Raw genomic sequence first — 23407 nt, forward strand, 5'->3', positions numbered from 1 at the left:
CACCGGCCGGCTTATTTAACCTGAGCGGGATTCTCGGCTTATAATTGCCGCCGCTTCGGGCCCGTACAGCTCCCCGCTGTGCCCAGGGTGGCCCGTTCCTCTACTGATTTTCCGTGGTTGGCTCTCTCATGAAACGATCCAAAAGCAGCCGCCGCTGGCTGGACGAACACGTCAATGACCCCTATGTGAAACGGGCCCAGAAGGATGGCTTGCGCTCGCGCTCCAGCTACAAGCTGATCGAGCTGAACGAGAAGGACAAGCTGATCCGCCCCGGCATGCTGGTCATGGACCTGGGCTCCGCCCCCGGTGGCTGGTCGCAGGTGGCCGGCAAGCTGGTGGGTGAGAGCGGGCGCGTCCTGGCCACCGACATCCTGCCGATGGACGGCCTCGACAACGTCGACTTCATCCAGGGCGACTTCACCGACGACGGCGTGTTCCAGCAGCTCCTCGACAAGCTCGACGGCCGCAAGCCCGACCTGATCGTCTCCGACATCGCGCCCAACATCAGCGGCGTCGCGGCGGCCGACCAGGCGTCCTCCATGTACCTGGTGGAGCTCACCCTCGACATGGTCCGCCAGGTGCTCAAGCCCAACGGCAACTACGTGGTCAAGGTCTTCCAGGGTGAAGGCTCGGACGAGTTCCTGAAAGACGTGCGCACCTCGTTCGAGAAGGTCTTCATCCGCAAGCCGGAAGCCTCGCGCCCGCGCTCCCGCGAGGTCTATCTCGTAGGCAAGGGCTTCAAGGGCTGAGGCCCTGATCGCAGGCCGGTACCCGCTACCGGCCTGCCGCTCCGTTCACACCCTGATCAGCACCGACTTCACTTCCGTGTAGTGCTCGATCGCCGCTGCCCCCATCTCCCGGCCCACCCCCGACATCTTGTAGCCGCCGAACGGCAGCGCCGGGTCGAGCGCGCTGTGGCAGTTGACCCACACCGAGCCGGACTTGATGCGCGGAATCATCCGGTGCACCGCCGACAGGTCATTGGACCAGATGCTCGCCCCCAGCCCGTAGGGGTTGTCGTTGGCCAGGCGCACGGCCTCGTCCAGGTCATCGAAGGGCATGGCCACCAGCACCGGGCCGAAGATCTCCTCTTGCACCAGGCGGTGCTTCTGGTCAACGTCGACCATGACGGTGGGCTTGACGAAATACCCCGGCCCGAAGCCCTCGCCACCACAGGCGACGGTGGCGCCCAGCTCGCGGCCCAGGTCGATGTAGCCGGTGACGCGGTCCTGCTGCTTGGCGGAGATCAGCGGGCCCATCTGCACGCTCGGGTCGAGGCCGTTGCCGAGCTTCATGGCGTTGGCGATGCCGGCGATGTCGGCGACCACTTTGTCGAAGTGCTTGCGGTGCACGTACAGGCGCGAGCCGGCGCAGCACACCTGGCCCTGGTTGAAGAAGATGGCCGTGGCGGCACCGGCGGCGGCCTCCTGCAGGTTGGCGTCGGGCATGACGAGGGTGGGGGATTTGCCGCCCAGCTCTAGGGTCACGCGGGTCATATTGTCCATGGCCGCCTTGCCGATCTGCTTGCCCACCTCGGTAGAGCCGGTGAAGGTCAGCTTGTCCACACCCGGGTGGCGGGTGAGGGCGACGCCGGCGTTGAGGCCGGTTCCGGTCACCACGTTGAATACGCCCGCCGGGTAGCCCGCCTCCAGCACCAGCTCGGCCAGCTTGAGGGCGGTGAGCGGGGTCTCGTCGGCCGGCTTGAGCACCACCGTGCAGCCGGTGGCCAGCGCCGGGCCGAGCTTCCAGCAGGCCAGCAGCAGGGGGAAGTTCCAGGCGACGATGGCGCCCACCACGCCCACCGCCTCGCGGCGGATGAAGCCGTGGAAACGGTCGTCGGGCATCAGCGGCAGGGAGGGCTCCACCGTGGTGCCTTCGATCTTGGTGGCCCAGCCGGCCATGTAGCGCAAGAAGTCGATGGCCAGCTGCACGTCCATCACCTGGGCGACGGCGGCGCTCTTGCCGTTGTTCAGGCACTCCAGCTCGGCCAGCTCCTGGGCATCGCGCTCCATCAGCCCGGCCAGGCGCCACAGCAGGTTCTGCCGCTCGCGGGGGCGCATGCGGCTCCAGGGCGAATCATCGAAGGCCTGGCGCGCGGCGCGCACGGCGCGGTCCACATCCTCGGCGGCGGCGGAGGGCACATCGCCCAGCACAGTGCCAGTGGCGGGGTTGCGGAAGCTCATGGTGGCGCCGCTGGCGGCGTCCTGCCATTGGGCGCCGATCAGCATCTTCAGTGGGCGTTGCAGGAAAGCCTGGGTCTGGGGCAGTACGGGCAGTTCGGCATGCATGGGTCAGGGCCTCTGTCTGTGGGCGTCCCCCAGGCGTGCGCAACCGCCGTGCCAAGGCTCCTGAAATCCGGTAACCCGTTGATCTGCCGATAATTTGTGCGAGGGCTGGCGTGCGCCCGCCAGGCCGGCGTGTTGCAGTTTGAGACGGCCTGAGACAACCGCCGGACAGTCCCGCCGCCCGGCCCAGTCAGCGCGGTGGGTGCTCCTGTCTCAGCCTGTGACGAGCTGTCGCGAAATTAGACGCCCGGCCCCGTTACCGAGGGCCTCGATATCGCGCTGAAAATGACCTAAGTCATTGTTCTGCAAGGGTCTGCCGGCCACTGGCACACATTGTGTATTTGCCAGGCAGACGCACCGCCGGCGAGACAGGTGCGAACCATAAGAACAATACCGTGGAGGTCTGACCTTGAAGACGATTCGACTCCGGTGGCGTGCGGGCAGCCTGGTCCTGGCTGCAGCCGCCTTGTTGTGCACCCAGGCCCAGGCGGCGGACGAGGGCACGGCGCTGCTCAAGGGCAAATGCATGGGATGCCACATTCCCGAAGGCGGCGACAGCTACAGCCGCATCAGCCACCAGCGCAAGACCCCCGAAGGCTGGCTGATGAGCATCGCGCGCATGCAGGTGATGCACGGCCTCTCCATCAGCGACGACGACCGCCGCACCCTGGTCAAGTACCTGGCCGACAAGCAGGGCCTGGCCCCCAGCGAGACCGACGGCGTGCGCTACGCCATGGAGCGGCGCCTCAACACGGTCGAGCACTTCGACGAGCAACTGACGCAGATGTGCGGCCGCTGCCACTCCGGCGCGCGGGTGGCCCTGCAACGGCGCCCGGCCAAGGAGTGGGAACACCTGGTCAACTTCCACCTCGGCCAGTGGCCTTCGCTGGAGTACCAGGCCCAGTCCCGTGATCGCGACTGGCTGGAACTGGCCCTCACGCAGATGGTGCCCGAGCTGGCCAAGCGCTTCCCGCTGGATAACCAGGCTTGGGCCGACTGGCAGAAGGCCCGACCCAAGGCGCAGGCGCTGCCGGGGCAATGGAGCTTCAGCGGCCACATGCTGGCCAAGGGCGATGTGCGTGGGGTGATGACGGTCAGCGCCGACAGCGGCGACACCTTCAAGGTCGAGGTGCAGGGCCAGTACGCCGACGGCACGCCCTTCACCGGCTCCGGCTCGGCCATCCTCTACAACGGCTACGAATGGCGCGGCAATGTGAAGGTCGGCGACACCCCCATGCGCCAGGTCTTCGCCGCCCTGAACGGTGAGATGAAGGGCCGCATGTTCGAGGCCGAGCACGATGAGCGCGGCCTCGACTTCAGCGCCGCGAAGGACGGCAACGCCCGGCTGCTGTCGGTGCAGCCGGCCTTCCTCAAGGCGGGCGGCGAGGCGGAGCTGACCCTGGTGGGCAGCGGCCTGTCCGGCACTCCCGAGTTCGGCCCGGGCGTCGAGGTGGTCAAGGTGCTGGAGGTCACGCCCCGGCAGGTGCGGGTCAAGGTCAAGGCCGCCGCCGATGCCGCGGTCGGCCCCCGCGCGGTGGCCCTGGGCGCGCTCAAGGGCGTGGACCTCGCGGTGTACAAGGACATCGCCGAAGTGAAGGTGGTGCCCGCCTTCTCCATCGCCCGCGTGGGCGAGAACGGCGGCTCCACGCCCAAGGTGCAAGGCCGCTTCGAAGCGGAGGCCTGGGGCAAGGATGCGGCCGGCCAGCCGTATCGCATCGGCTACCTGCCGGCCACCTGGTCGGTCGCGCCCTTCGATGAGCGCGCCGAAGAAGACCAGGACGTGAAGTTCGCCGGGCAGATGCAGAAGGACGGCGTGTTCGTCCCCGGCGCCGCCGGCCCCAACCCCGAGCGGCGGATGATGACCAACAACGCCGGCAACCTGAAGGTGATCGCCCAGCTGGAGGAGGGCGGCCAGAAGGGCGAAGGCCACCTGATTGTCACCGTGCAGCGCTGGAACAACCCGCCGCTGCCATGAACCGGTCGCGAACCGCATCGACGATTGGGCAAATTTCCCGGAGGTCGCCATGGGCGCAATCTTGAATCTGGTCGAGCGCAACCTGCATGAAGTGCAGGTGGACGCGGACCGCATGCTGTTCCACATCCCCAGCAGCTCGCTGTTCACCACCGACGCCGTCACCGGCGGCATCATCGACACGCTGCGCCAGCAGGGCTGCTCGCCCGAGGACCTGGTGCAGCGCCTGGCCGGGCGCTTCCCCGGGCAGGAAGTGAGCGAGACCCTGCGCGAGCTGATCGCGCTGGAACTGGTCAGCGACGGCTCGCCGCTGACGCCGGAAATCGGCGTCAAGCGGGTCGAGCGCACCGCGCTGAACACCGTGGTGCTGAACGTCAACACCGGCTGCAACCTCAGCTGCACCTACTGCTACAAGGAGGACCTCGACAAGCCCTCGGCCGGCCGCAAGATGGCCGTCGAGACCGCCGAGGCCTCGGTCGAAATGCTGCTGCGCGAATCCCCCGACGAAACCCGCTACAGCGTGGTGTTCTTCGGCGGCGAGCCGCTCTCCAACCGCGCGTTGATCGAGCACATGGTGGGCTACTGCGAGCGGCGCTTCGCGGCGGCTGGCAAGCAGGTGGAGTTCATCATGACCACCAACGCCACGCTGCTCACCGAAGAGATCGTCGACTGGCTCGACGCCCATCGCTTCGGCCTCTCCATCAGCATCGACGGGCCGAAGACGGTGCACGACCGCAACCGCATCACCGTGGGCGGGCAGGGCACCTACGACGTGGTGCGGCGCAAGGCCGACATGCTGCTGTCGCGCTACCGCAGCCGCCCGGTGGGCGCGCGGGTGACCCTGACCCGCGGCATCACCGATGTGGAAACCATCTGGAACCACCTGTTCAACGAGATGGGTTTCGCCGAAGTCGGCTTCGCCCCGGTCACCTCGGGCGACCTCAGCGACTACAACCTCACGGGCGAGGAACTGGTGCAGGTCTTCGCCAACATGAAGGCCCTCGGCCGGCGCTACCTGGAGGCGGCGCTGGAGCACCGCAACATCGGCTTCTCCAACCTGCACCAACTGATCACCGACATCCACGAGGGGCAGAAGAAGGCACTGCCCTGTGGCGCTGGGCTGAAGATGCTGGCCGTGGACCACGAAGGCGGCCTCAACCTCTGCCACCGCTTCACCGGCTCCAGCCTGCCCACCTTCGGCGACGTGCACAGCGGCGTGAAACAGGCCGAGCTCAACGACTTCCTCTCTCAGCGCCTGGACCGGCAAGGCACCGGCTGCGACACCTGCCGCATCCGCAACCTCTGCTCCGGCGGCTGCTACCACGAGAGCTACGCCCGCTACGGCGACCCCACCCACCCGACCTACCACTACTGCGACCTGATGCGCGACTGGGTGGACTTCGGCATCGAGGTCTACAGCCGGATCATGGCCGCCAACCCGGCCTTCATCAGCCGCTACATCACCCCGCGGAAGGCGCACTGACATGAAGCATCTCAAGCCGCTGAACAACAAAGCCCAGTTGCTGGACCAGGCCGTGGCCGAAGACCGCGTCGAAGAAGTGGTGGCCATGAGCGCCGTGGCCGGCTGCACCGCCACCACCGACCCGGGCTGGGAAGTGGACGCCTTCGGTGGCGTCTCCTCGCTCTGCCAGCCGATGGAAGCCGACCTCTACGGCTGCTCCGACCCCTGCTGGTGGCCGGCCCAGGTGCCGGACATGATGAGCACCTACCAGGACTGGAACGCCAACGCCGCGGACTCCTCGCAGGACTGGCGCAACCTTGGCACCGTCTTCCCGAAAGACAAGTGACGACAAGAAGAACAACAGGGGAATCCGCATGAAACTCACCGTCATCGCCCGCCTGGCCACCGCCGTCGCCGGGCTCGCCCTGGGAACCGGCGCCTGGGCCGCCGACAACGCCGGCCCGGCCCTCAAGCCCGGCAGCGAATACCTGATCGCCACCAACTACCCGAACAACCTTCACGTGGTCGACCTGGCCAGCGACAGCCTCTACAAGACCTGCCGCCTGCCCGACGCCTTCGGCCCCGGCACCGCGATGATGGCGCCGGACAACAAGACCGCCTACCTGCTCAACAACCACTTCGGCGACCTCTACGGCGTCGACCTGGATGACTGCAAGACCGTGTTCCACGCCCGGCTCTCGCGCAACCCGGGGGAGAAGGTGCGCTCGATGTTCTCCTTCGCCCTCAGCCCGGACGGCAAGGAGCTCTACACCACGGTCAACCCGACCCAGATGATGAGCGACCACTACGTGGTCAAGCCGCCGCGCCTGGAGGTGTTCCGCACCGCCGACGGCCTCGATGCCAAGCCCGTGCGCAGCTTCCCCATGCCGCGCCAGGTCTACCTGATGCGCGCCGCTGACGACGGTAGCCTGTTCGTGGCGGGGCCGGACATCTACAAGATGGACGTGCACACCGGCCAGTACACGGTTGCGGTGCCCGGGCGTAACTGGCAACGGCCCAACTACAGCGCGCCGGACGTGCTGTACTTCTGGCCGCACCAGAGCGCGCTGCATGACTTCTCCATGCTCTACACCACGGCGAAGTTCAAGGACGACAAGCAGGACCTGGCGACCGCCGACTTCATCTACGGCTTCGTCAGTGTCGACCTGAAGACCGGCAAGAGCACGGTGCAGGACTTCGCCCCGCTCACCGAGCTGTACTTCACCGGCATGCGCTCGCCCAAGGACCCGAACCTGATGTTCGGCGTGCTCAACCGCCTGGCCAAGTACGACATCAAGCAGCAGAAGCTGATCAAGGCCGCCAACCTCGAACACACCTACTACTGCGTGGCGTTCAACAAGTCCGGCAGCAAGCTCTACCTCGCCGGTACCTTCAACGACATCGCCGTGTTCGACCCGGACAGCCTCGAGAAAGTGAAGAACATCAAGCTGCCCGGCGGGGACATGGCCATCACCACGACGCAGGTGTTCGTCCGCTAGGCTCTGTACGAAAAGTGTCTACGCTCGGTGATGCTTCGTTAAAAGCGGGTTCGGAATGCTCATTTACAGCTCGTAAACTCCGCTTCCTCACCCGTTTTTACGCACTGGCGTGCGCCCTTCGGGCCAGCCTCCGGCTGTTACTCCGTTGGTCGTTGCGCCTCGCCTGACCGTCGCTCGACGACTTTTGGTACAGACCCTAGGGTGAGAGGGCGGGGCGTTGCGGCCGACATGGCGCAACGCCTCTACGACCAACGGAGCCATCCCCGACCCTGGCTTAACGTTTACGTAAAGGTTAAATATGACCGGCACCCCGCGTTGCCTGCCTGGCAGCGGCAGTCGGTTCTGCGTCTGTCCCAATAAGCACAAGAAGGGAAAGCCATGAATCACCCCAGCTACACCCGAGGGCGCCAGGACAAGCCATTGCTGGCCATGACCCTGGGCGCCGCCTTCGACGCCACCGTGGCGCGTTTCCCCGAGCGCGAAGCGCTGGTGGTGCGCCACCAGGGTCTGCGCCTGACCTGGGCGCAACTGGCGGCGGAAGTGGAACGCCACGCCCGCGCGCTCATGGCCATCGGCCTGGAAGCGGGCGATCGCCTCGGCATCTGGGCGCCCAACTGCGCCGAATGGACCATCACCCAGTTCGCCAGCGCCAAGGTCGGCGCCATCCTGGTCAACATCAACCCGGCCTACCGCAGCAGCGAACTGGAATACGCCCTCAAGCAATCCGGTTGCCGCTGGGTGATCTGCGCCGACGCCTTCAAGACCTCCGACTACCACGCCATGCTGCTGGAGCTGGTCCCGGCCCTGGCCGACGGCGAGCCGGGCACCCTGGCCAGCGACCGGTTGCCGGAGCTGCGCGGCGTGGTCAGCCTGGCCGCCGAGCCACCGGCCGGCTTCCTGCCCTGGGCCGTGTTGCATCAAGCGGCGGGGGCGGTGAGCACCGAGGCCCTGGCCGAACGCGAGGCCCAGCTGCAGTTCGACGAGCCGATCAACATCCAGTACACCTCCGGCACCACCGGCTTCCCCAAGGGCGCCACCCTCAGCCACTACAACATCCTCAACAACGGCTACATGGTCGGCGAGAGCCTGGGCCTCACCGAGCACGACCGCCTGGTGATCCCGGTGCCGCTCTACCACTGCTTCGGCATGGTCATGGGCAACCTCGGCTGCCTGACCCACGGCAGCACCATGATCTACCCGGGCGACGCCTTCGACCCACTGGCCACCCTGGCCGTCGTCGCCGAGGAAAAGGCCACCGCGCTCTATGGCGTGCCCACCATGTTCATCGCCGAGCTGGACCACCCCCGGCGCCACGAATTCGACCTCTCCAGCCTGCGCACCGGGATCATGGCCGGCGCCACCTGCCCCATCGAAGTGATGCGCCGGGTGATCGACGAGATGCACATGGCCGAGGTGCAGATCGCCTACGGCATGACCGAGACCAGCCCGGTCTCCCTGCAGACCGGCCCCGATGACGGCCTCGAGCTGCGCGTCACCACCGTCGGCCGCACCCAGCCGCTACTGGAAAGCAAGATCGTCGACGCCGACGGCCGCATCGTCCCCCGTGGGCAGATCGGCGAGCTGTGCACCCGGGGCTACAGCGTGATGCTCGGCTACTGGAACAACCCGCTGGCGACGACGGACGCCATCGACCCCGGGCGCTGGATGCACACCGGCGACCTGGCGGCCATGGACGAGGAGGGCTACGTGCGCATCGTCGGGCGCAGCAAGGACATGATCATTCGCGGCGGCGAGAACATCTATCCGCGCGAGGTGGAGGAATTCTTCTTCACCCACCCGGCGGTGGCCGACGTCCAGGTGATCGGCATCCCCTGCAGCCGCTACGGCGAGGAGCTGGTGGCCTGGGTCCAGCTGCACCCCGGCCACGACGCCACGGCGGAAGCACTGCGCGACTGGGCCCGCGCCCGCATCGCCCACTTCAAGGTCCCGCGGCACTTCCGCTTCGTCAGCGAATTCCCCATGACCGTCACCGGCAAGATCCAGAAATTCCGCATGCGCGAAATCAGCATCGAGGAAATCGGCGGCCTGTAGGGGCGAATTCATTCGCTCTGTCTGCGTTAGCTGTTGTGGTTTTTAAGCAACCGCTTAAGTACGTTGGTTTCCGGGCATTTATGGACCTCTGCCACCTCCACCGCATGGGTTTCGCTCCGCTCTACCCATCCTACGAAAGCCCGTGCGCACCACGTCCTGATACGCCGGGCGAATAAAGTTGGAGCAGCCGCCAAACGCCCCTTCCCAGGAGGCCGAGCGAATCGTCGTGTAAGGGGTTGAGCGACATGGATGTCGCGAGAGCCGCGATGGGCCAGGGATGGCCCTTCGCGGCGTGCCCCTGGAACGATGATGGAGCGAGGGAAGTCTGGCTTTAGCCAGACCCGTATGGAGGGGCAAGTTTTTTGGTTCCTTTTCACCGGGCTGGCGTTCCAGCGACTGGAAAAGGGACTCGCCCGGGGGGCGAAACCAGAAGGCCCAGCAAAGCTCGGCAATCAGCTGGGCTCAAATCTTCTAGCAACACTTAACGCAGACAGAGCCAATTCATTCGCCCGCTTCCATTGCGCCCCCAACGGTGGGAGCGAATTCATTCGCGAAAAGGGCCGCGCAGCGGCCCCATCAACCATCCCGACCTCAATGCAAGGTCGTCGGCTCGTCCGTCACCAGCACCGTCTCCCAACCGTCGTAATCGCCGTCGAAGGACAGGGCCAGGGCCAGCAGCGCCAGTGTCAGTTCATCGATGGTGCCCGGCTGGGGGATGTCCTCGCGCCACAGCTGCACCCGGTAGGCCTCCTCGTCCTCGGTCCAGCCGCGATCGCGCAGGGTGAAGCCGAGGGTGGCGGCCTCGGCGATCAGCGCTTCGCCCCTGGCCTCGTCGGGCAGGTAGAACCAGTGGTCGATCTCGCGCGGGGTTTCCAGCGTGTCGCCGTTGCTCTCCAGCACCGCGCACAGGCGGCGGTTGCTGATGCGCTGCTGGTCTTCGGCGGGCGGGAAGAGGAAGTCGAAGTAGGTCGACCATTCCGGGTCTTCCTGGGTGCCGGATTCGTACTCGTATTCCGGGAAGGCCTCCAGCACGGCGGCGACCCGCTCGTTCCAGAGCGTCTCGTCGCCCACGTAGAAGAAGAAATCGCGCAGGCCGTTGCCGGTGTAGCGGCCCAGGTAGGCGCAGCCTTCATTGAGCAGGCGCGCGGTCAGCTGGTCCTCGATCTCGATCAGCCGGTCGAACTCCTCCTGGCTGGAAAGCCCGTCGTCCCGTGGCGTGCGCATGTGCAGGCGCACATAGGCCATGAACGGCAGGTGCTCCAGCGGCACTTCGCGCACCGCGCCGAGGTCGACGTAAATGGAGGCGGGACGGTCGTCGACCTGTGCGAAATAGAAATCCCAATCGTCAGTCATGCAGCAGCTCCTTGCGTGGATGAGGCGACTCTACAGAGGCGCGCGCCTTCGCGCACGGGTTGCCGGCATGTCGGTTGAACAGCTTCACTGCATATCTGTCGAAGCTGGGCCATGCCGTTTCGTTTACCGCCGCCGGAGCCTCCATGAATCTCGCCCCCGCCAGCCTCATCCTGTTCGCCGCGCTGTTGCTGGCCGGTTGCGGCAGCCAGCGCAGCCAGGAAGGCCCGCAGCTCACCCCGGCCGAAGTGCGTGCCCAGGTGGCACGGCTGATTCCCAGCAACGTAGTGGACCGCCAGGGCTGGGCCACCGACATCCAGGTGGCCTTCACCGCCCAGGAGCTGGCCACGGTGAAAGGCAACTTCTGCGCGGTGCTGGCGGTGACCGAGCAGGAGTCCACCTACCAGGCCGACCCGGCGGTGCCGGGCTTGGCGAAGATCGCCCGCCAGGAGATCGACCGCCGCGCCGCGCGCCTGCACCTGCCGGGCTTCCTGGTGGATTCGGCGCTGGACATCCGCTCGCCCACCGGCAAGACCTACGCCCAGCGCCTCGCCGCCGTGCGCACCGAGCGCCAGCTGAGCGTGATCTTCGACGACTTCATCGGCATGGTGCCTCTCGGCCGCCAGCTGTTCGGCACCTTCAACCCGGTGCACACCGGCGGCCCCATGCAGGTCAGCATCGCCTTCGCCCAGCAGCACGCCGAAAACTACCCCTACACGACCACCGGCAGCGTGCGCGACGAGGTGTTTACCCGCCGCGGTGGCCTGTACTTCGGCATCGCCCACCTGCTGGGCTACGAGGCGGACTACCCCGAGCCGCTGTACCGCTTCGCCGACTTCAACGCCGGCTGGTACGCCAGCCGCAATGCTGCCTTCCAGCAGGCGGTGAGCCTGGCCAGCGGCATCCCCCTGGCGCTGGATGGCGACCTGATCATCCACGGCAGTCGCGACGCCGGCTCCACGGAGAAGGCGGTGCGCATCCTGGGGCGGCGCCTGGACATGGGCGACGGTGCCATCCGTCGCGCGCTGGAACAGGGCGACGGGCCGGACTTCGCCGAAAGCGAGCTGTACGAGAAGGTCTACGCCCTGGCCGAGAAGGGCGCCGGGCGCGCGCTGCCCCGCGCGGTGTTGCCGGGCATCACCCTGCAGAGCCCGAAGATCACCCGCAAGCTCACCACCGCCTGGTTCGCCCAGCGCGTGGATGAGCGCTACCGGCGCTGCATGGCGCGCTGAGGTGTACGCCATCCCGTCATCCCGGGTGAAAACTCCTTGAACCTCCCGCAGGGCAGATTTTCCCATGACCAAGGCCGGTAATCAGGCAAGTACCGGCCGGGTCACGAGAGGAGAATAACAATGCCCAGTGTCATGTCAGGACGCGCCACCCCCAGCGAACTTACCCAGGCCGGCATCATCGGCCAGAGCCCCCAGCAGCTGGACCTGCAGATCGAGGACGGCTGGCGCAGCCGGGGCGAGCAAGCCTTCGAAGCCATGGTCCGCAGCGACTCGCGGTTGTTCATCGCCAAGCTGGAGGAGGCGGTGCTCTCCGAAAGCATCTGCGTGCAGCTCTACGACATGCTGCTGGAGCGCGCCATGCACCACGACGGCTACCGCGCTGAGCTGGTGGCCACCTTCCGGCAGATCCGCGACGAAGAACTCGCCCACGTCTGGACCCTGATCGAAGCGCTGGAGCGGGTCGGCGTGCGTGCCCGCACCGCCCTTGCCGAGCACCCGCGCAACTGGGGCATCGCCGCCCAGCGCGTGGCCCAGGTGCTGGCCCAGCCGCACAACAGCATGTCGCAGTGCCTGCACGCCATGCTCATCTACGAACTGGGGGAACAGGCCGCCTGGGAAACCCTGGTGACCCTGATGGCCGCCAGCGGCGACGACACCTGGCTGCGCCGCTTCCAGGCGGTGCTGCAGGACGAACAGCGCCACGCCAACACCATCAAGGCGCTACTCTCCCGCGAGCTGCCCGATGAAGCTCCATCTCACTCGTAGGATGGGTAGAGCGGAGCGAAACCCATGCTGTAGCGGCGCGTAGTGTTTGGCGAGGTTGGTAAGGCTCGCGGTGCCGCCCGCCCCATCACTTGGCGAACAGCTGCCCCATGTCCTTGAACGCCTTGAACTCCAGCGCATTGCCGCAGGGGTCGAAGAGGAACAGGGTGGCCTGCTCGCCCACCTGGCCCTTGAAGCGCACGTAGGGTTCGATCACGAACGACGTGCCCAGCCCGCGCAGGCGTTCGGCCAGCGCCTCCCATTCAGCCCAGCCCAGCACCACGCCGAAGTGCGGCACCGGCACATCGTGGCCGTCCACCGCATTGGTGTGGGCGGCTTCCTGGCTGGCGGTCTTCGGGTGTTCGTGGATCACCAGCTGGTGGCCGAAAAAGTCGAAATCCACCCAGTGCTCGCTGGAGCGGCCCTCGGCGAGGCCGAACACCTCGCCGTAGAAGTGCCGGGCGGCGGCCAGGTCGTAGACGGGAATGGCCAGGTGGAACGGGGAAAGACTCATGGCGCGCTGCCTCGTGGTGGTTTCCGGCCCATTCTAGAGATGGGATTGTCGATGGAAAGTCGGGATAATTTGTGCCGAGCACGAATAATTTCGATCAGAGGCCACGCCATGTTGCGCGAACTCCGTACCTTCATCGCCGTCGCCCGCCACGGCACCTTCGCCGCCGCCGGGATGCACATCGGCCTGACCCAGTCGGCGGTCAGCGCGCAGATCCGCAACCTCGAAAACGCCCTGGGCGTGCGCCTGTTCGACCGCACCGGGCGCCAGGCCATCCTCAACGCCGCCGGCCACCGCGCGCTGCCCATGGCGCGGGAGATGCTGGACATCTTCGCGCGCATGGCCACCCCCGAGGCGGCCGAGCAGTTCAGCGGCGAGCTGCGCATCGGCGCCATCGCCACGGTGCAGACCGGCCTGCTGGCCGCCGCGCTGCTGCGCCTGCGCGAGGCGGCGCCCCGGGTCGAGCCCAAGCTGATTCCCGGCGTCTCGCTGAACCTGCTGAACCAGGTGGATGCCGGCGAGCTGGACCTGGCGATCCTCATCGAGCCGCCATTCGAGCTGCCCAAGGAGCTCCACGCCGAGGTGCTGCGCGAGGAGGATTTCGTGCTCATCGTGCCCCGTGGCCTGGAAGGCGATGACCCGCTGCAGATACTCGCCAGCCAGCCGCTGGTGCGTTACGACCGCACCTCGTTCGGTGGCCGGCAGGTCACCCGCTTCCTGCGCCGGCAGCGCCTGGAGGTGCAGGTGGCGCTGGAGCTGGACGAACTCGACGCCATCGTGCGCATGGTCGAGGCGGGGCTGGGGGTGTCGCTGATCCCCGAAGCGGGGTTGTGGCTGGAGCGCGAGGCGGCCATCCGCGTCATCCGCCTGGGCGAGCTGACCTTCCAGCGGCGCATCCTCCTGCTCACCCGCCACGGGCAGCGCAACCTGCCTATCCAGCAGCTCTTCGCCCGCTGCCTGCGCGAGGGCTGAGGGCTTGCAGAATGCCGCGCCGTTCCGGGCCGCCCGTGCATCCTGCAAATGACAGCCTGATATCAATGTTTTTCAACCCATTGAATAAAAAGGAGTTTTGCCAATCCGAAAAGCTGGCATGCCCGGTGCAATTGTCGTTGCGGCAATGAACCAGACTGGAGTGACAACAATGCAGATCGCCATCAAAGAATTCTTCGACGCCTTTCCCGGCTACACCGTTTCCATCAAACCGCGCCCGGACGGCAAGCTCCTGCTGAGCCTGGACCGCAAGGACCGCCCCACACTGCGCAAGGCCATCGACAGTGATGCGGTGTTCTGCCAGCAACGGGTGCGCTGCCTGATCCGCGAACTCACCCGCGACATCAAGCTGGCCGCCGGTGAAGTCAGCTGGAAGGGCGAGGGCAACCAATGGGTCCGTGGCGAGCTGCCGACCTTCACCGGCGGGCCGATCCAGGTCACCGCCGCCAAGACCCTGTTCGCCCGCCGTGCCATCCGCCGCGACGGTGGCAGCCGCCACGCCGTGGCCGGTTGAGCTGCTGCGCTACGCCGCTCGACGCCCAGCTCGCGGGCGCATCGGGCGGCGTTTGCTTTCTCCCTCCGTCGTTTCACCACCCCCTTCGATTGGTCACCGCAAATCTCCCGCAATTGGCTATCGGGCCATCGCCGGCGCAGGGCTAACCTAGCGCGCATTCCCGCTACGCCACTGGATTGGAGATCGACATGAACAACCGCATCGAATGGGCCAAGGCCTCCCCCGACGCCTACAAGGCGATGGTCGCCCTGGAGCAGGCCATGGCCAGCACGGGCCTGGAAGACTCGCTGCTGGAACTGGTGCGCCTGCGCGCCTCGCAACTCAACGGCTGCGCCTACTGCGTGAACAAGCATGCCAACGACGCGCGCAAGGCCGGCGAAACCGAAGCCCGCCTGCAGACCCTCAGCGTGTGGGAGGAAACCCGCTTCTTCACCGAGCGCGAACGCGCCGCCATGGCCTGGACGGAAAGCCTCACCCAGCTCTCCATCCACCACGCTCCGCAACACCAGTACGAAGCCCTGCGCGAGCACTTCAGCGACGCCGAGGTCGCCAACCTGACCCTGGCCATCGCCACCATCAATGCGTGGAACCGATTCGGCGTCGGCTTCGCGATGGTCCCCTGAAAAAACTGCCTGCGTTGCCATCGCTGCGTTAGAAACAGGCTCAAAATGCTCATTTACAGAGCGTAAACTCCGCTTTTTCGCCTGTTTCTGCCTTGCGCTGGCTGCCTCGGCGACGTTTTTGGTGTTCTGCACTACAGGCTCTGTCGCCACTCGTCGATGCCAGAGCTTGCATCACTGGGCTTCGTACCTCAGCGCAACCTGCGGAGCTGCGGGCATTCCCTGTGGGAGCGGCTTCAGCCGCGAAAGACTCACCGCCGGTACCTGGCTGCGGGGTGTCGGATGCTCCATCGCGAATGAATTCGCTCCTACCGATACCAGCGAGAGCTTCGCGAGCAGAGCTCGCTCCTACGGGGGCGTGCCCCGGTGCCCGTAGGTTGGCGCCGAGCGCAGCGAGGCCCAACACAGCGATGCCTCAGGACTCGCCGGAAGCACCGCGCTCGTCGATGTCGCGGAGCTGTGGGCATTCCCTGTGGGAGCGGCTTCAGCCGCGAAAGACTCTCCGCCGGCACCGGGCTGCGGTTTGTCGGGGGCGCCATCGCGAATGAATTCGCTCCTAGCTGCGACTTATCGCGTGGCGACGAAGAACAGCCGGGGGAAGGGCAGCAGCACGGTGCCGTCGGCGTAGCCCGGGTAGGCTCCGGCCAGCGCCGCCTCGTAACGCGCCAGGTATTCCTCTTGCTCCGCTGCCGACAGCGGCGCCAGGAACGGACGCAGGCCGCTGCCCTTGAACCACTCCACGATGGCCCTCGGGCCGCCTGCCAGCTGATGGTGGTAGACGGTGCGCCACAGGTTCACCTGCGCGCCCGCGTCCCGCAGCACGCTGAAATACCACTGCGCCGGCTGGCGGCTGCTGCGGGCGCGGTGGGCCTCTGCCAGGCGCTCGGCCCAGGGGCCTTCGGCGGCGATCTCGCGCATCAGCCGGTGGGCCGGTTCGTCCAGGTTGTCGGGCATCTGCACGGCCAGGCTGCCGCCGGGGGCGAGCTTTTCCAGCAGCGCCGGGAGCAGGCGCGCGTGGTCCGGCACCCATTGCAGCGAGGCGTTGGCGAGGATCAGGTCCACCGGTTCGGCGCCGCTCCAGCTGGCGATATCACCCACCTGGAAGTCCACTGCCGGCAGGCGTTTGCGCGCGGCCCCGATCATGTCGTCGGAGCTGTCCAGGCCGGTCACTCGCGCCTCGGGGAAGCGTTGCAGCAGGAACTCAGTGGAATTGCCCGGGCCGCAGCCCAGGTCGACCGCCCGGGCCACGGGGCGCTCGGGCACCTGCGCCAGCAGGTCGTGGATGGGGCGGTTGCGCTCGTCTTCGAACTTCCGGTATTGCGCGGCGGACCAGCTCATCGAAAGGCTCCAGGCTGCGGGGAGAGGTGCCCATGATCCCCTTCGGCGGCGCATCCTTCCAGCCCGGCCAAGGTCGGCGGAGTGGTCGGCTGCGGCACGCCTGAAAACCGAAACGAAAAGCAAAAAGCCCGCCGAAGCGGGCTTTTTCCAGACCGTCCGACATCCTGTCGGCTGCCATCCTGGCGTTGGTCGATCTTCCCTGACCTAGCGCGTCCTGCGCTTCAGTCATGTGTGTAGGATAGGGCTGTCAGACAAAGCCAAAAAGAGGAGAATCTATCCGCCTCTTGTAAGCCTTTTGCTATAGCGAGACGGCAAACCACTGACAGGCCACTGAAAGCTGCAACGGCGGTTAGTGCTTCATCTTGCTGCTCAATACCAGCCCCACACCCCCGAGTACTGCCAGAGAGGCGATCGCCAGGGGCAGGGTCAGCGCCTCGCCGAGAAACAGGATGCCCGCCGCCGCCGCGAGGATCGGCACGCTGAGTTGCACCGTGGCGGCCTGGATCGATGCCAGCCGTGCTACCGCCGCATACCAGATGGCGTAGCCCATGCCCGAGGCGACGGCGCCGGAAAGCAGGGCGAAGCCGGCGCCAGCGGGGTCGAAATGCAGGCCCTGGAGAAAGGGCAGGGCGCAGGCCAGGGCCAGGGGGATGCCGCGCACGAAGTTGCCGGTGGTGGCCGCCAGCGGGTCACCGGAGCCCTTGCCCAGCAGCGAATACACCGCCCAGGCGAACCCCGCCATCAGCATCAGCAGCGCGCTGCCCAGGGGCGGCGCGCTGGCGCCCGGCAACAGCAGCACCAGCAGCCCGGCGATGGCCAGCAGCAGGCCGGCCACACCCTGCAGGCCCAGGCGTTCGCCACGCACGAAGCCGTACAGCAGCATGCTCAGCTGCACCGCGCCGAACAGCAGCAGCGCGCCGGTGCCGGTGTCCAGGTGGATATAGGCCAGGGAAAAGCCCGCCGCGTACACCACCAGCGCCAGGGCCCCGGGCCAACTGCCCGCCATGGGCTTGCCGGCGTTGCGCCACTTGAGCAGGAACCACAGCATCAGCGCGCCGCTGGCGATGCGCAGCACGGTGAAGCTGGGGGCATCGATGCCGATGTGCTTGAGGGCGAGGCGGCACAGCACGGAGTTGCCGGCGAAGGCGAGCATGGCCAGGGCGGTGAGCAGCAGCGTGGAGCCTCGGGTGGTGGCAAGGCCGGTGGAGGGTGCAGTCATGGGCGGGTCCCGTAGCGTCGGGTGGTCGTTGTTATGCCGCCCATACAAGCGCGGCCACGCGGCGACGGTCAATGCGACCAAGGTGCCGCTTCATCGGCGCGAATGAGTTTTCCGGGCTGTCGATCGAAATCGCTTCATCCTGTCGCGCTCGTCAGGATAGAGTCATAAAACCGCTCTAACATGCATCTTTCGCTGCTTCGTCAGCCTTTCTGAACTGCCGCCAACCCGATGTGATCGGAGGATCGCATGCTCCTGAACAATGAAGTTCGTCTTGCCGTAATGGGGTTTCTGCTCGCTTCCGGCCTCCAGGCCGGCGCCGCAGAAAAACAGTGGGTCGAGGTGTCGCCTGGCTTCTTCGCCGGCACGGCGGACGAGGCACTGCGCAAGCAGGAACCGAGCGGCTACACCCGCGCCGTAGGGGACTTCGATGGCGATGGCCAGGAGGATTCCGCGCGCCTGCTGGCCAGTGCGGCGGGTGACGGCGAGTTCGCCGTGGCCCTCGCGCTGTCGAGCGAACGGCAGGTGCCGCATATCGTCAGCACCGGCACCGAGATCGCCCGGGTAGGCCTTGCGACCCAGGCGCCGGGGCACTACCCGACCGCTTGCGGCAAGGGGGCGGGCAAGGCAGATGCGCCATGCACCGAGGCGGTGACCCTCGCCCATCCGGCGCTGGCGCTGTTCACCTTCGAGTCCGCGACCCGTGTGCTCTATATCGACAATGGCCAGGTGCGCGAGGTGTGGCTGGCGGATTGAGGGGCGGGGCGTTTCGCCAATCCGTTTGCTGCCATGGATCGTAGGTTGGGCCGAGATACGAGTCCCAACGCAGCGGAGGTCTGCCTTGCACCGTTGGGCCTCGCTGCGCTCGGCGCCAACCTACTGTTCGGGGCTAGCGCAGATGTTCCGGCGGGATGGCATAGGTGCCGACCACATGGGCCACCGGGTCGTCGAGGCCTTCGGAGTAGAGGGAGACCTCGCCCATGGCCAGGGTCTTGCCCAGCTTCATCAGCCGGCATTCGCCGATCACCCGGCGGCCGCCTTCCGGGCGGCGCAGGAAGTTGATGGTCAGGCTGGTAGTGACCGCCAGCGGCACGATGCCGATTTGCCCCAGCACGGCGACATAGAGCGCGACATCGGCCACGGCCATGAGGGTGGGGCCGGATACGGTGCCGCCGGGGCGCAGGTCGCTGTCGTCCACTTGCAGCGACACGGTGGCACTCATCGGGCCCACGGCCTCGATCACCACGCGCGTCTGCGGGAAGGCGTCGCCGATGAAGCGGGCGATCTCGTCTTTGCTGGCCATATCCGGGCTCCCAGTGGGTTGGCTGTCAGCGCGACTTTGCCTGCTCGGCGAGCATCTGGTCGAGCTTCTGCTCGGCTTTGTCCGCATAGGCCTTGCAGCTCACCGGGGCCGGGTGCGGCTTTTCGGCGTTGGTGTAGTCCCAGCCGCTGCCTTCGGCGTGGGGTGTCAGCAGCAGGTCGCAGGGCAGGGCGCGGACGGCGGCGAAGCTGGCACGGAAGGCGTCGACCAGGTGGGGGTAGCGGGCGTTGTCGCGCAGTTGGTAGCCCGGCGCGCTGAGGCTGTCGGCGTAGGCGATGCGCAGGGGCTTGCCGTCCTGGGTGTCGGTCCAGGTCCAGCTCATGCTGCCCGGGGTGTGGCCCGGGGTGAAATGCACGGTGAAGGTGGTGTCGCCCAGGGTCACCGCCTCGCCGTCCTGCACCAGGCGCTCGGGCGTCAGCGGGGCGAAGAGCATGCCGCTGCCGAAGTGGATGTCGTCGGCGCCGCCGCGTTGCAGCAGCACGGCGGATTCGGCGTTGCTCACCAGCACGGCGCCGGTGGCGCGCTTGATCGCCGCCAGCGGGCCGACGTGGTCGATGTGGGCGTGGCTGTGGAGGATCAGGCGCAGGTCCTGGGGCTGCACGCCAAGCTTCTTCATATTGGCCAGCAGGTGGTCGGCCACCTGGGGCATGCCGCCGTCGATGAGCACCGCGCCGGCGTCGGTTTTCACCAGCAGGGCGCTGATGCTGGCAGTGCCGATCTGCCAGACGTGGTCGCTGATGCGCAGCGGTTCCACCGGCACCAGCCAGGCTTGCAGCCCTTCATAGGCCTCCAGCTGCGGCAGGGGTTTGGGGGCGGCGACCGCCAGGTTGGCGGCGAACAGGGGCAGCGCGAGGCTGGCGAGGAAACGCATTGGAACACTCCATTGATCACGGGGGCGGCATTTTGCCCGGCCATTGCGCCGGGCACCATGGAGCCGCTCTGACTCTTTTTCGCGGGCAGGGTTCACCGGCTCAGGCGGCACCGTCCAGGGCATCGGGTTGCAGGGCACGCCACATCAGGGTGTGCTCGGCGCCCCAGGCCTGGAAGCGCTCCAGCGGCACCCAGCCCCGGCGGGCGTAGTAGTCGGCGCGGTCCTGGGTGTGCAGGTAGAGGCGCCCATGGCCCTGGCTGCGGGCTTGTTCGCAGATGCCTTCGATCAGGCGTTCGGCGATCCCGTGGCCACGCGCCTCGGGGGTGGTGAACACGCAGGCCAGCCAGGGGCCCAGGTCGTCGCGGCCGGGCAGGTCGTCCTCGGCCAGGGCCGCGCCGCCGAGCAGGTGCTCGCCGTCCAGCGCCACCAGGCACTGCCATTCGCCGCTGCGCTGGCCCTCGGCGAACTCGCGCTGCCAGGCGTCCAGCGGCTGGTCGGCGAACTCATAGGCGAATTGCTGGTGCAGCCAGCGGGCATAGGTGTCGCTGTGCTGCATGTGGTTGCGCAGCCAGTCCAGGCGGTACATGGGGTCGTCCTTGCAGGTTCGGGAGCGCACATGGAACAGCAGCGCCGCCGTCCGTACAAGCGCCGTGTCAGCGTTGCCCCTCCCTGGCGCGGGTGCGGCGCACGTCGGCGATGCCCGACCAGAGCTCGTCGAGGTTCTTGAATGGCCAGTCGGCGGAGGACTCCCGCGCGACGATCTTGTCGCGCCCGGCGAGCTTGGCCAGGTCGATCACCTCCACCGGGATGGCCGCCTTCATGCGCACGGAATAGAACACCTTGACCCGCGGCATGGTCAGGGATTTCGGATGCTGCTCCAGCACCACGCCCAGGCGCCCGCTGTCCAGGCGCACCAGCGAGCCGGTGGGGTAGATGCCGATGGATTTGACGAAGGCCTGGAACACCGCCTCGTCGAAGTGTGACTGGCTCCACTCGGCCATGCGGCGGATGGATTCGGCCGGGTCCCAGCCGCGCTTGTAGGGGCGGTCGGAGGTGATCGCGTCGTACACGTCGCACACCGCGCCCATCTTCGCCAGCAGGCTGATCTGGTCGCTCTGCAGGCGATGCGGGTAACCCGTGCCGTCGACCTTCTCGTGGTGGTGCAGGCACACGTCCAGTACCAGGGCGCTGACCTGGCCGCTGTGCAGGAGTATCTGCGCACCCGCCTCCGGATGGCTGCGCACCTGCTCGAACTCGCTGTCGGTGAGCTTGCCCGGCTTGTTCAGTACATCCATGGGCACGGCCATCTTGCCGATGTCGTGCAGCAGCCCGGCCATGCCCGCCTCGCGCACCTGGGCCTCGGCCAGGCCGAGCTGGCGGGCGAGGGCGATCATCAGCGCACAGACCGCCACCGAGTGCATGTAGGTGTATTCGTCCGCGGACTTCAGGCGCGCCAGGCTGATCAGCGCGTTGGGACAGCGCAGCACCGAATCGGCGATCTCCTCCACCAGCCCCTGGGCGTTTTCGACGTCGATGGCCTTGCCCATGCGCGCATCGCCGAACATCGACACCACCGCCTCCTTCGAGCGTGCGCAAAGCTCGGCGGCACGCGCCACCTCGTCCTCCAGGCTGGTGGGGCGCAGGGGTGGCTTGCGCTCGGCGGCGGCCAGGCGCTCGTCGATCTCGGCCTCTACTTCCGCCACCGTGCGGCTGGGCAGGTGCTCGGCCACGTCCTTGCCCTTGCTGGTGTCGATCCACACCTCAGTGATCTCGCTGCTGCGGATGCGTTGCAGGTCCTTCTCGGTCTTGACCACGAACTTGGCGCGGAAGAAGGGGTGGTCCATCCAGGACCCGCAGAATTCCTGTACGTACATGCCAAGCTGCAGGTCGGCGGTAGCGATTCGCTTTAACACCATTCGACATCTCATTAGGGGGTTGTCCGGCCCGACGCCTGGCACGGCCTGGCCGCCACCCACCGGGTGCGGTCCGCAGGGTTGGATCGCGGCACGGAAGGCGCAGCTCAGGTTGCGCGTCGATACGCACTCACTATAGGCAACGCTGGCCGTTGCAGAGGCCTTTATGCATCGCCCAACCAACTGGTCGGGGATGCGGCCGGGCAGTACCGGCGAGGCTGTTCTATTCTTTTGCCGGGGTTGGGGAGCCACGTCTTGGCATCGTCCCGATGGCGCAACGACGAGGGTTGCAGATGAGGGTTCAGATAGTTGACGACGATCCGTGGATTGCCAACTTGCTGGAACAATTGGTCCTGAGCATCCGCTCCGGCGCTGAAATCGAATGCTTCGCCTCGGTGCATGCCGCCATCGACGCCTGGCAACCGAACCGCTACCAGTTGGTGATCGTCGACTGGAACTTGCCGGACGGCACCGGGCTGGACGTGATGCAGAAGATCCGCCGGCTGGACAAGGACGTGCCGCTGCTGGTGGTGACCGGCCGCGCCGACCGCGAAAGCGTGCTGGCGGCCCGGCCCATGGGCATCAGCGCCTACATCACCAAGCCCTTCGATGTGCCCAAGGTACTTGCCTGCCTGGAAAGCCTGCTGCCCGGCGATGTAACGGCAGCGGAGCCGGAGGCGCGGCAGGTCAGCTTCGAAGAGCACCTGCGCAGCCTCACCCCGGAGCAGCTGGATGTACCGCTGCTCTCCGATGTGAAGGACAAGTTGCAGCAGGCCAGTCGCGGCGTGTCCATGGACTTCCAGGAGCTGGCCGCGGACTGGAACCGCGACCCGGCGCTCTGCGCCTATCTCATCGCTGCTGCCAACAGCGCCGTCTACGGCGGCGGCCAGGCGCCCTGCACCAGCCTGCCCGACGCGCTCAAGCGCCTGGGCGCACGCACCTGCATGAACCTCGCCACCGCCCTGGCCCTGCGCCAGGCCGGCAGCACCACCGACCCCTTCCTGAAGATATTCCTGCAGAACTACCTCGACGAGATCGATCAGCTCGCCGAAACCGTGGTGCGCACCGCGCGCCAGTGCGGCCTCGACCATGGCGCCCTGCAGGCGGCGGCCTTGCTCTACCGCCTGGGCGAGATGTGCGTGATCTTCCAGGCTCAGGAGTGGGCCCGGCAAAGCCGCCAGAGCATCGACGACAACACCCTGTTGAAGGCCTTCGCCGACTTCGCCGAACCCCTGGCCATCCGCCTCAAGGCGCACTGGGGCCTGCCCATGGCCCTGCGCGAGCTGATCGGCGCCTGCTATACGTTGCCGCAGTTCCAGGTGCGGCAGGAACAGGCGGTCATGCGCCTCGCCGCTGCCCAATGCGGCAATGAGTCTGCGGCCGAGATCGAACGCCTCAAGCGCCTGGCGGGGGTGGGGTAGGGGAAGACACGGGGCACGCCGTTGCCTCCCCTTGTGGGCGAATTCATTCGCGATGCTTTTAATCGTTCTGTAGCCCGG

The 23407-nt window shown here is 66.9% G+C and carries 22 protein-coding genes; 13 read left to right on the forward strand and 9 right to left on the reverse strand.

The window, feature by feature from the left end; translation table 11 throughout:
- Nucleotides 1–128: 128 nt before the first annotated feature.
- Nucleotides 129–749 (forward strand): 23S rRNA (uridine(2552)-2'-O)-methyltransferase RlmE, encoded by a 621-nt coding sequence (gene rlmE / locus PI990_RS12555; protein ID WP_021218112.1) that lies wholly within the window; start codon nt 129–131, stop codon nt 747–749.
- Between the two features lie 45 nt (nt 750–794).
- Here rlmE and PI990_RS12560 read toward each other — a convergent pair whose 3' ends face one another.
- Complete coding sequence (locus PI990_RS12560) at nt 795–2288, reverse strand: aldehyde dehydrogenase family protein (protein ID WP_271660798.1); 1494 nt, start codon at nt 2286–2288, stop codon at nt 795–797.
- Nucleotides 2289–2694: 406 nt separating this feature from the next.
- On the opposite strand from PI990_RS12560, the gene peaA reads away from it, so the two are divergent.
- The 5 genes from peaA (at nt 2695) to PI990_RS12585 (ending at nt 9270) form a co-directional block, all read left to right on the forward strand.
- On the forward strand, nt 2695–4260 hold the full coding sequence (gene peaA, locus PI990_RS12565; RefSeq protein WP_271660799.1) for a quinohemoprotein amine dehydrogenase subunit alpha: 1566 nt from the start codon (nt 2695–2697) through the stop codon (nt 4258–4260).
- 49 nt (nt 4261–4309) lie between these two features.
- The gene (gene peaB, locus PI990_RS12570; protein WP_271660800.1) at nt 4310–5740 is read left to right on the forward strand and encodes a quinohemoprotein amine dehydrogenase maturation protein; all 1431 of its coding nucleotides are present in this window, start codon (nt 4310–4312) and stop codon (nt 5738–5740) included.
- Between the two features lies 1 nt (nt 5741).
- Nucleotides 5742–6065, forward strand: coding sequence for a quinohemoprotein amine dehydrogenase subunit gamma (gene qhpC, locus PI990_RS12575; protein ID WP_021218108.1), 324 nt, complete (start codon nt 5742–5744; stop codon nt 6063–6065).
- 28 nt (nt 6066–6093) lie between these two features.
- Entirely contained in the window at nt 6094–7218 is a 1125-nt protein-coding gene (gene peaD / locus PI990_RS12580) for a quinohemoprotein amine dehydrogenase subunit beta (RefSeq protein ID WP_271660801.1), read from the forward strand.
- Between the two features lie 378 nt (nt 7219–7596).
- Complete coding sequence (locus PI990_RS12585; RefSeq protein ID WP_271660802.1) at nt 7597–9270, forward strand: AMP-binding protein; 1674 nt, start codon at nt 7597–7599, stop codon at nt 9268–9270.
- Nucleotides 9271–9861: 591 nt separating this feature from the next.
- On the opposite strand, the gene PI990_RS12590 is transcribed toward PI990_RS12585, so the two are convergent.
- Complete coding sequence (locus PI990_RS12590) at nt 9862–10623, reverse strand: DUF695 domain-containing protein (RefSeq protein ID WP_271660803.1); 762 nt, start codon at nt 10621–10623, stop codon at nt 9862–9864.
- 143 nt (nt 10624–10766) lie between these two features.
- Between PI990_RS12590 and PI990_RS12595 the strand changes: the two genes are divergently transcribed.
- Nucleotides 10767–11852, forward strand: coding sequence for a DUF1615 domain-containing protein (locus tag PI990_RS12595; protein ID WP_271660804.1), 1086 nt, complete (start codon nt 10767–10769; stop codon nt 11850–11852).
- Between the two features lie 120 nt (nt 11853–11972).
- The gene (locus PI990_RS12600) at nt 11973–12617 is read left to right on the forward strand and encodes a ferritin-like domain-containing protein (protein WP_271660805.1); all 645 of its coding nucleotides are present in this window, start codon (nt 11973–11975) and stop codon (nt 12615–12617) included.
- A gap of 85 nt (nt 12618–12702) precedes the next feature.
- On the opposite strand, the gene PI990_RS12605 is transcribed toward PI990_RS12600, so the two are convergent.
- Nucleotides 12703–13128, reverse strand: a complete 426-nt coding sequence (locus PI990_RS12605) for a VOC family protein (RefSeq protein WP_184489353.1) — start codon at nt 13126–13128, stop codon at nt 12703–12705.
- Between the two features lie 108 nt (nt 13129–13236).
- Between PI990_RS12605 and PI990_RS12610 the strand changes: the two genes are divergently transcribed.
- The 3 genes from PI990_RS12610 to PI990_RS12620 all read left to right on the forward strand — a co-directional run bounded on the left by PI990_RS12610 (nt 13237) and on the right by PI990_RS12620 (nt 15252).
- Nucleotides 13237–14097, forward strand: a complete 861-nt coding sequence (locus PI990_RS12610; protein WP_184489352.1) for a LysR family transcriptional regulator — start codon at nt 13237–13239, stop codon at nt 14095–14097.
- Nucleotides 14098–14266: 169 nt separating this feature from the next.
- Nucleotides 14267–14629 carry a DUF3509 domain-containing protein gene (locus PI990_RS12615; RefSeq protein WP_043245722.1) on the forward strand — a complete coding sequence of 121 codons (363 nt, stop codon included), beginning with the start codon at nt 14267–14269 and terminating at the stop codon, nt 14627–14629.
- A gap of 188 nt (nt 14630–14817) precedes the next feature.
- A complete protein-coding gene (locus PI990_RS12620; RefSeq protein WP_021218099.1) occupies nt 14818–15252 on the forward strand; it encodes a carboxymuconolactone decarboxylase family protein in 435 nt (144 codons plus the stop codon).
- Between the two features lie 564 nt (nt 15253–15816).
- On the opposite strand, the gene tam is transcribed toward PI990_RS12620, so the two are convergent.
- Together tam and PI990_RS12630 are read right to left on the reverse strand one after the other, a co-directional pair.
- A complete protein-coding gene (gene tam, locus PI990_RS12625) occupies nt 15817–16587 on the reverse strand; it encodes a trans-aconitate 2-methyltransferase (RefSeq protein WP_271660806.1) in 771 nt (256 codons plus the stop codon).
- Nucleotides 16588–16936: 349 nt separating this feature from the next.
- On the reverse strand, nt 16937–17806 hold the full coding sequence (locus tag PI990_RS12630) for a DMT family transporter (RefSeq protein ID WP_271660807.1): 870 nt from the start codon (nt 17804–17806) through the stop codon (nt 16937–16939).
- Between the two features lie 246 nt (nt 17807–18052).
- Here PI990_RS12630 and PI990_RS12635 point away from each other — a divergent pair, with 246 nt between their 5' ends.
- Nucleotides 18053–18559 carry a hypothetical protein gene (locus PI990_RS12635; RefSeq protein WP_271660808.1) on the forward strand — a complete coding sequence of 169 codons (507 nt, stop codon included), beginning with the start codon at nt 18053–18055 and terminating at the stop codon, nt 18557–18559.
- Nucleotides 18560–18692: 133 nt separating this feature from the next.
- Here PI990_RS12635 and PI990_RS12640 read toward each other — a convergent pair whose 3' ends face one another.
- The 4 genes from PI990_RS12640 to PI990_RS12655 form a co-directional block, all read right to left on the reverse strand.
- On the reverse strand, nt 18693–19106 hold the full coding sequence (locus tag PI990_RS12640) for a PaaI family thioesterase (protein WP_021218096.1): 414 nt from the start codon (nt 19104–19106) through the stop codon (nt 18693–18695).
- Between the two features lie 25 nt (nt 19107–19131).
- Complete coding sequence (locus tag PI990_RS12645) at nt 19132–19995, reverse strand: subclass B3 metallo-beta-lactamase PAM-1 (protein ID WP_043245728.1); 864 nt, start codon at nt 19993–19995, stop codon at nt 19132–19134.
- A gap of 100 nt (nt 19996–20095) precedes the next feature.
- Nucleotides 20096–20581: a GNAT family N-acetyltransferase gene (locus PI990_RS12650; protein ID WP_271660809.1), complete on the reverse strand. Its 486-nt coding sequence runs from the start codon at nt 20579–20581 to the stop codon at nt 20096–20098.
- Between the two features lie 67 nt (nt 20582–20648).
- Nucleotides 20649–21908, reverse strand: a complete 1260-nt coding sequence (locus PI990_RS12655; RefSeq protein WP_271661295.1) for an HD-GYP domain-containing protein — start codon at nt 21906–21908, stop codon at nt 20649–20651.
- A 335-nt stretch (nt 21909–22243) separates the two neighbouring features.
- Here PI990_RS12655 and PI990_RS12660 point away from each other — a divergent pair, with 335 nt between their 5' ends.
- Nucleotides 22244–23329: an HDOD domain-containing protein gene (locus tag PI990_RS12660; protein ID WP_271660810.1), complete on the forward strand. Its 1086-nt coding sequence runs from the start codon at nt 22244–22246 to the stop codon at nt 23327–23329.
- Nucleotides 23330–23407: the final 78 nt, after the last annotated feature.

Origin of the sequence: Pseudomonas sp. TUM22785, from assembly GCF_028198105.1 — a bacterium.
GTDB classification, from domain to species: domain Bacteria; phylum Pseudomonadota; class Gammaproteobacteria; order Pseudomonadales; family Pseudomonadaceae; genus Metapseudomonas; species Metapseudomonas solani.

Excerpts from the sequence above, each read along its gene's own strand:
- PI990_RS12620 (WP_021218099.1), top strand. The coding sequence starts at position 14,818 with ATGAACAACCGCATCGAATGGGCCAAGGCCTCCCCCGACGCCTACAAG.
- PI990_RS12600 (WP_271660805.1), top strand. The coding sequence starts at position 11,973 with ATGCCCAGTGTCATGTCAGGACGCGCCACCCCCAGCGAACTTACCCAG.
- peaB (WP_271660800.1), top strand. The coding sequence starts at position 4,310 with ATGGGCGCAATCTTGAATCTGGTCGAGCGCAACCTGCATGAAGTGCAG.
- rlmE (WP_021218112.1), top strand. The coding sequence starts at position 129 with ATGAAACGATCCAAAAGCAGCCGCCGCTGGCTGGACGAACACGTCAAT.
- PI990_RS12640 (WP_021218096.1), bottom strand. The coding sequence starts at position 19,106 with ATGGCCAGCAAAGACGAGATCGCCCGCTTCATCGGCGACGCCTTCCCG.
- PI990_RS12605 (WP_184489353.1), bottom strand. The coding sequence starts at position 13,128 with ATGAGTCTTTCCCCGTTCCACCTGGCCATTCCCGTCTACGACCTGGCC.
- qhpC (WP_021218108.1), top strand. The coding sequence starts at position 5,742 with ATGAAGCATCTCAAGCCGCTGAACAACAAAGCCCAGTTGCTGGACCAG.
- PI990_RS12595 (WP_271660804.1), top strand. The coding sequence starts at position 10,767 with ATGAATCTCGCCCCCGCCAGCCTCATCCTGTTCGCCGCGCTGTTGCTG.
- PI990_RS12630 (WP_271660807.1), bottom strand. The coding sequence starts at position 17,806 with ATGACTGCACCCTCCACCGGCCTTGCCACCACCCGAGGCTCCACGCTG.
- tam (WP_271660806.1), bottom strand. The coding sequence starts at position 16,587 with ATGAGCTGGTCCGCCGCGCAATACCGGAAGTTCGAAGACGAGCGCAAC.
- PI990_RS12590 (WP_271660803.1), bottom strand. The coding sequence starts at position 10,623 with ATGACTGACGATTGGGATTTCTATTTCGCACAGGTCGACGACCGTCCC.
- PI990_RS12585 (WP_271660802.1), top strand. The coding sequence starts at position 7,597 with ATGAATCACCCCAGCTACACCCGAGGGCGCCAGGACAAGCCATTGCTG.
- PI990_RS12615 (WP_043245722.1), top strand. The coding sequence starts at position 14,267 with ATGCAGATCGCCATCAAAGAATTCTTCGACGCCTTTCCCGGCTACACC.
- PI990_RS12650 (WP_271660809.1), bottom strand. The coding sequence starts at position 20,581 with ATGTACCGCCTGGACTGGCTGCGCAACCACATGCAGCACAGCGACACC.
- peaD (WP_271660801.1), top strand. The coding sequence starts at position 6,094 with ATGAAACTCACCGTCATCGCCCGCCTGGCCACCGCCGTCGCCGGGCTC.
- PI990_RS12610 (WP_184489352.1), top strand. The coding sequence starts at position 13,237 with ATGTTGCGCGAACTCCGTACCTTCATCGCCGTCGCCCGCCACGGCACC.
- PI990_RS12560 (WP_271660798.1), bottom strand. The coding sequence starts at position 2,288 with ATGCATGCCGAACTGCCCGTACTGCCCCAGACCCAGGCTTTCCTGCAA.
- PI990_RS12645 (WP_043245728.1), bottom strand. The coding sequence starts at position 19,995 with ATGCGTTTCCTCGCCAGCCTCGCGCTGCCCCTGTTCGCCGCCAACCTG.
- PI990_RS12635 (WP_271660808.1), top strand. The coding sequence starts at position 18,053 with ATGCTCCTGAACAATGAAGTTCGTCTTGCCGTAATGGGGTTTCTGCTC.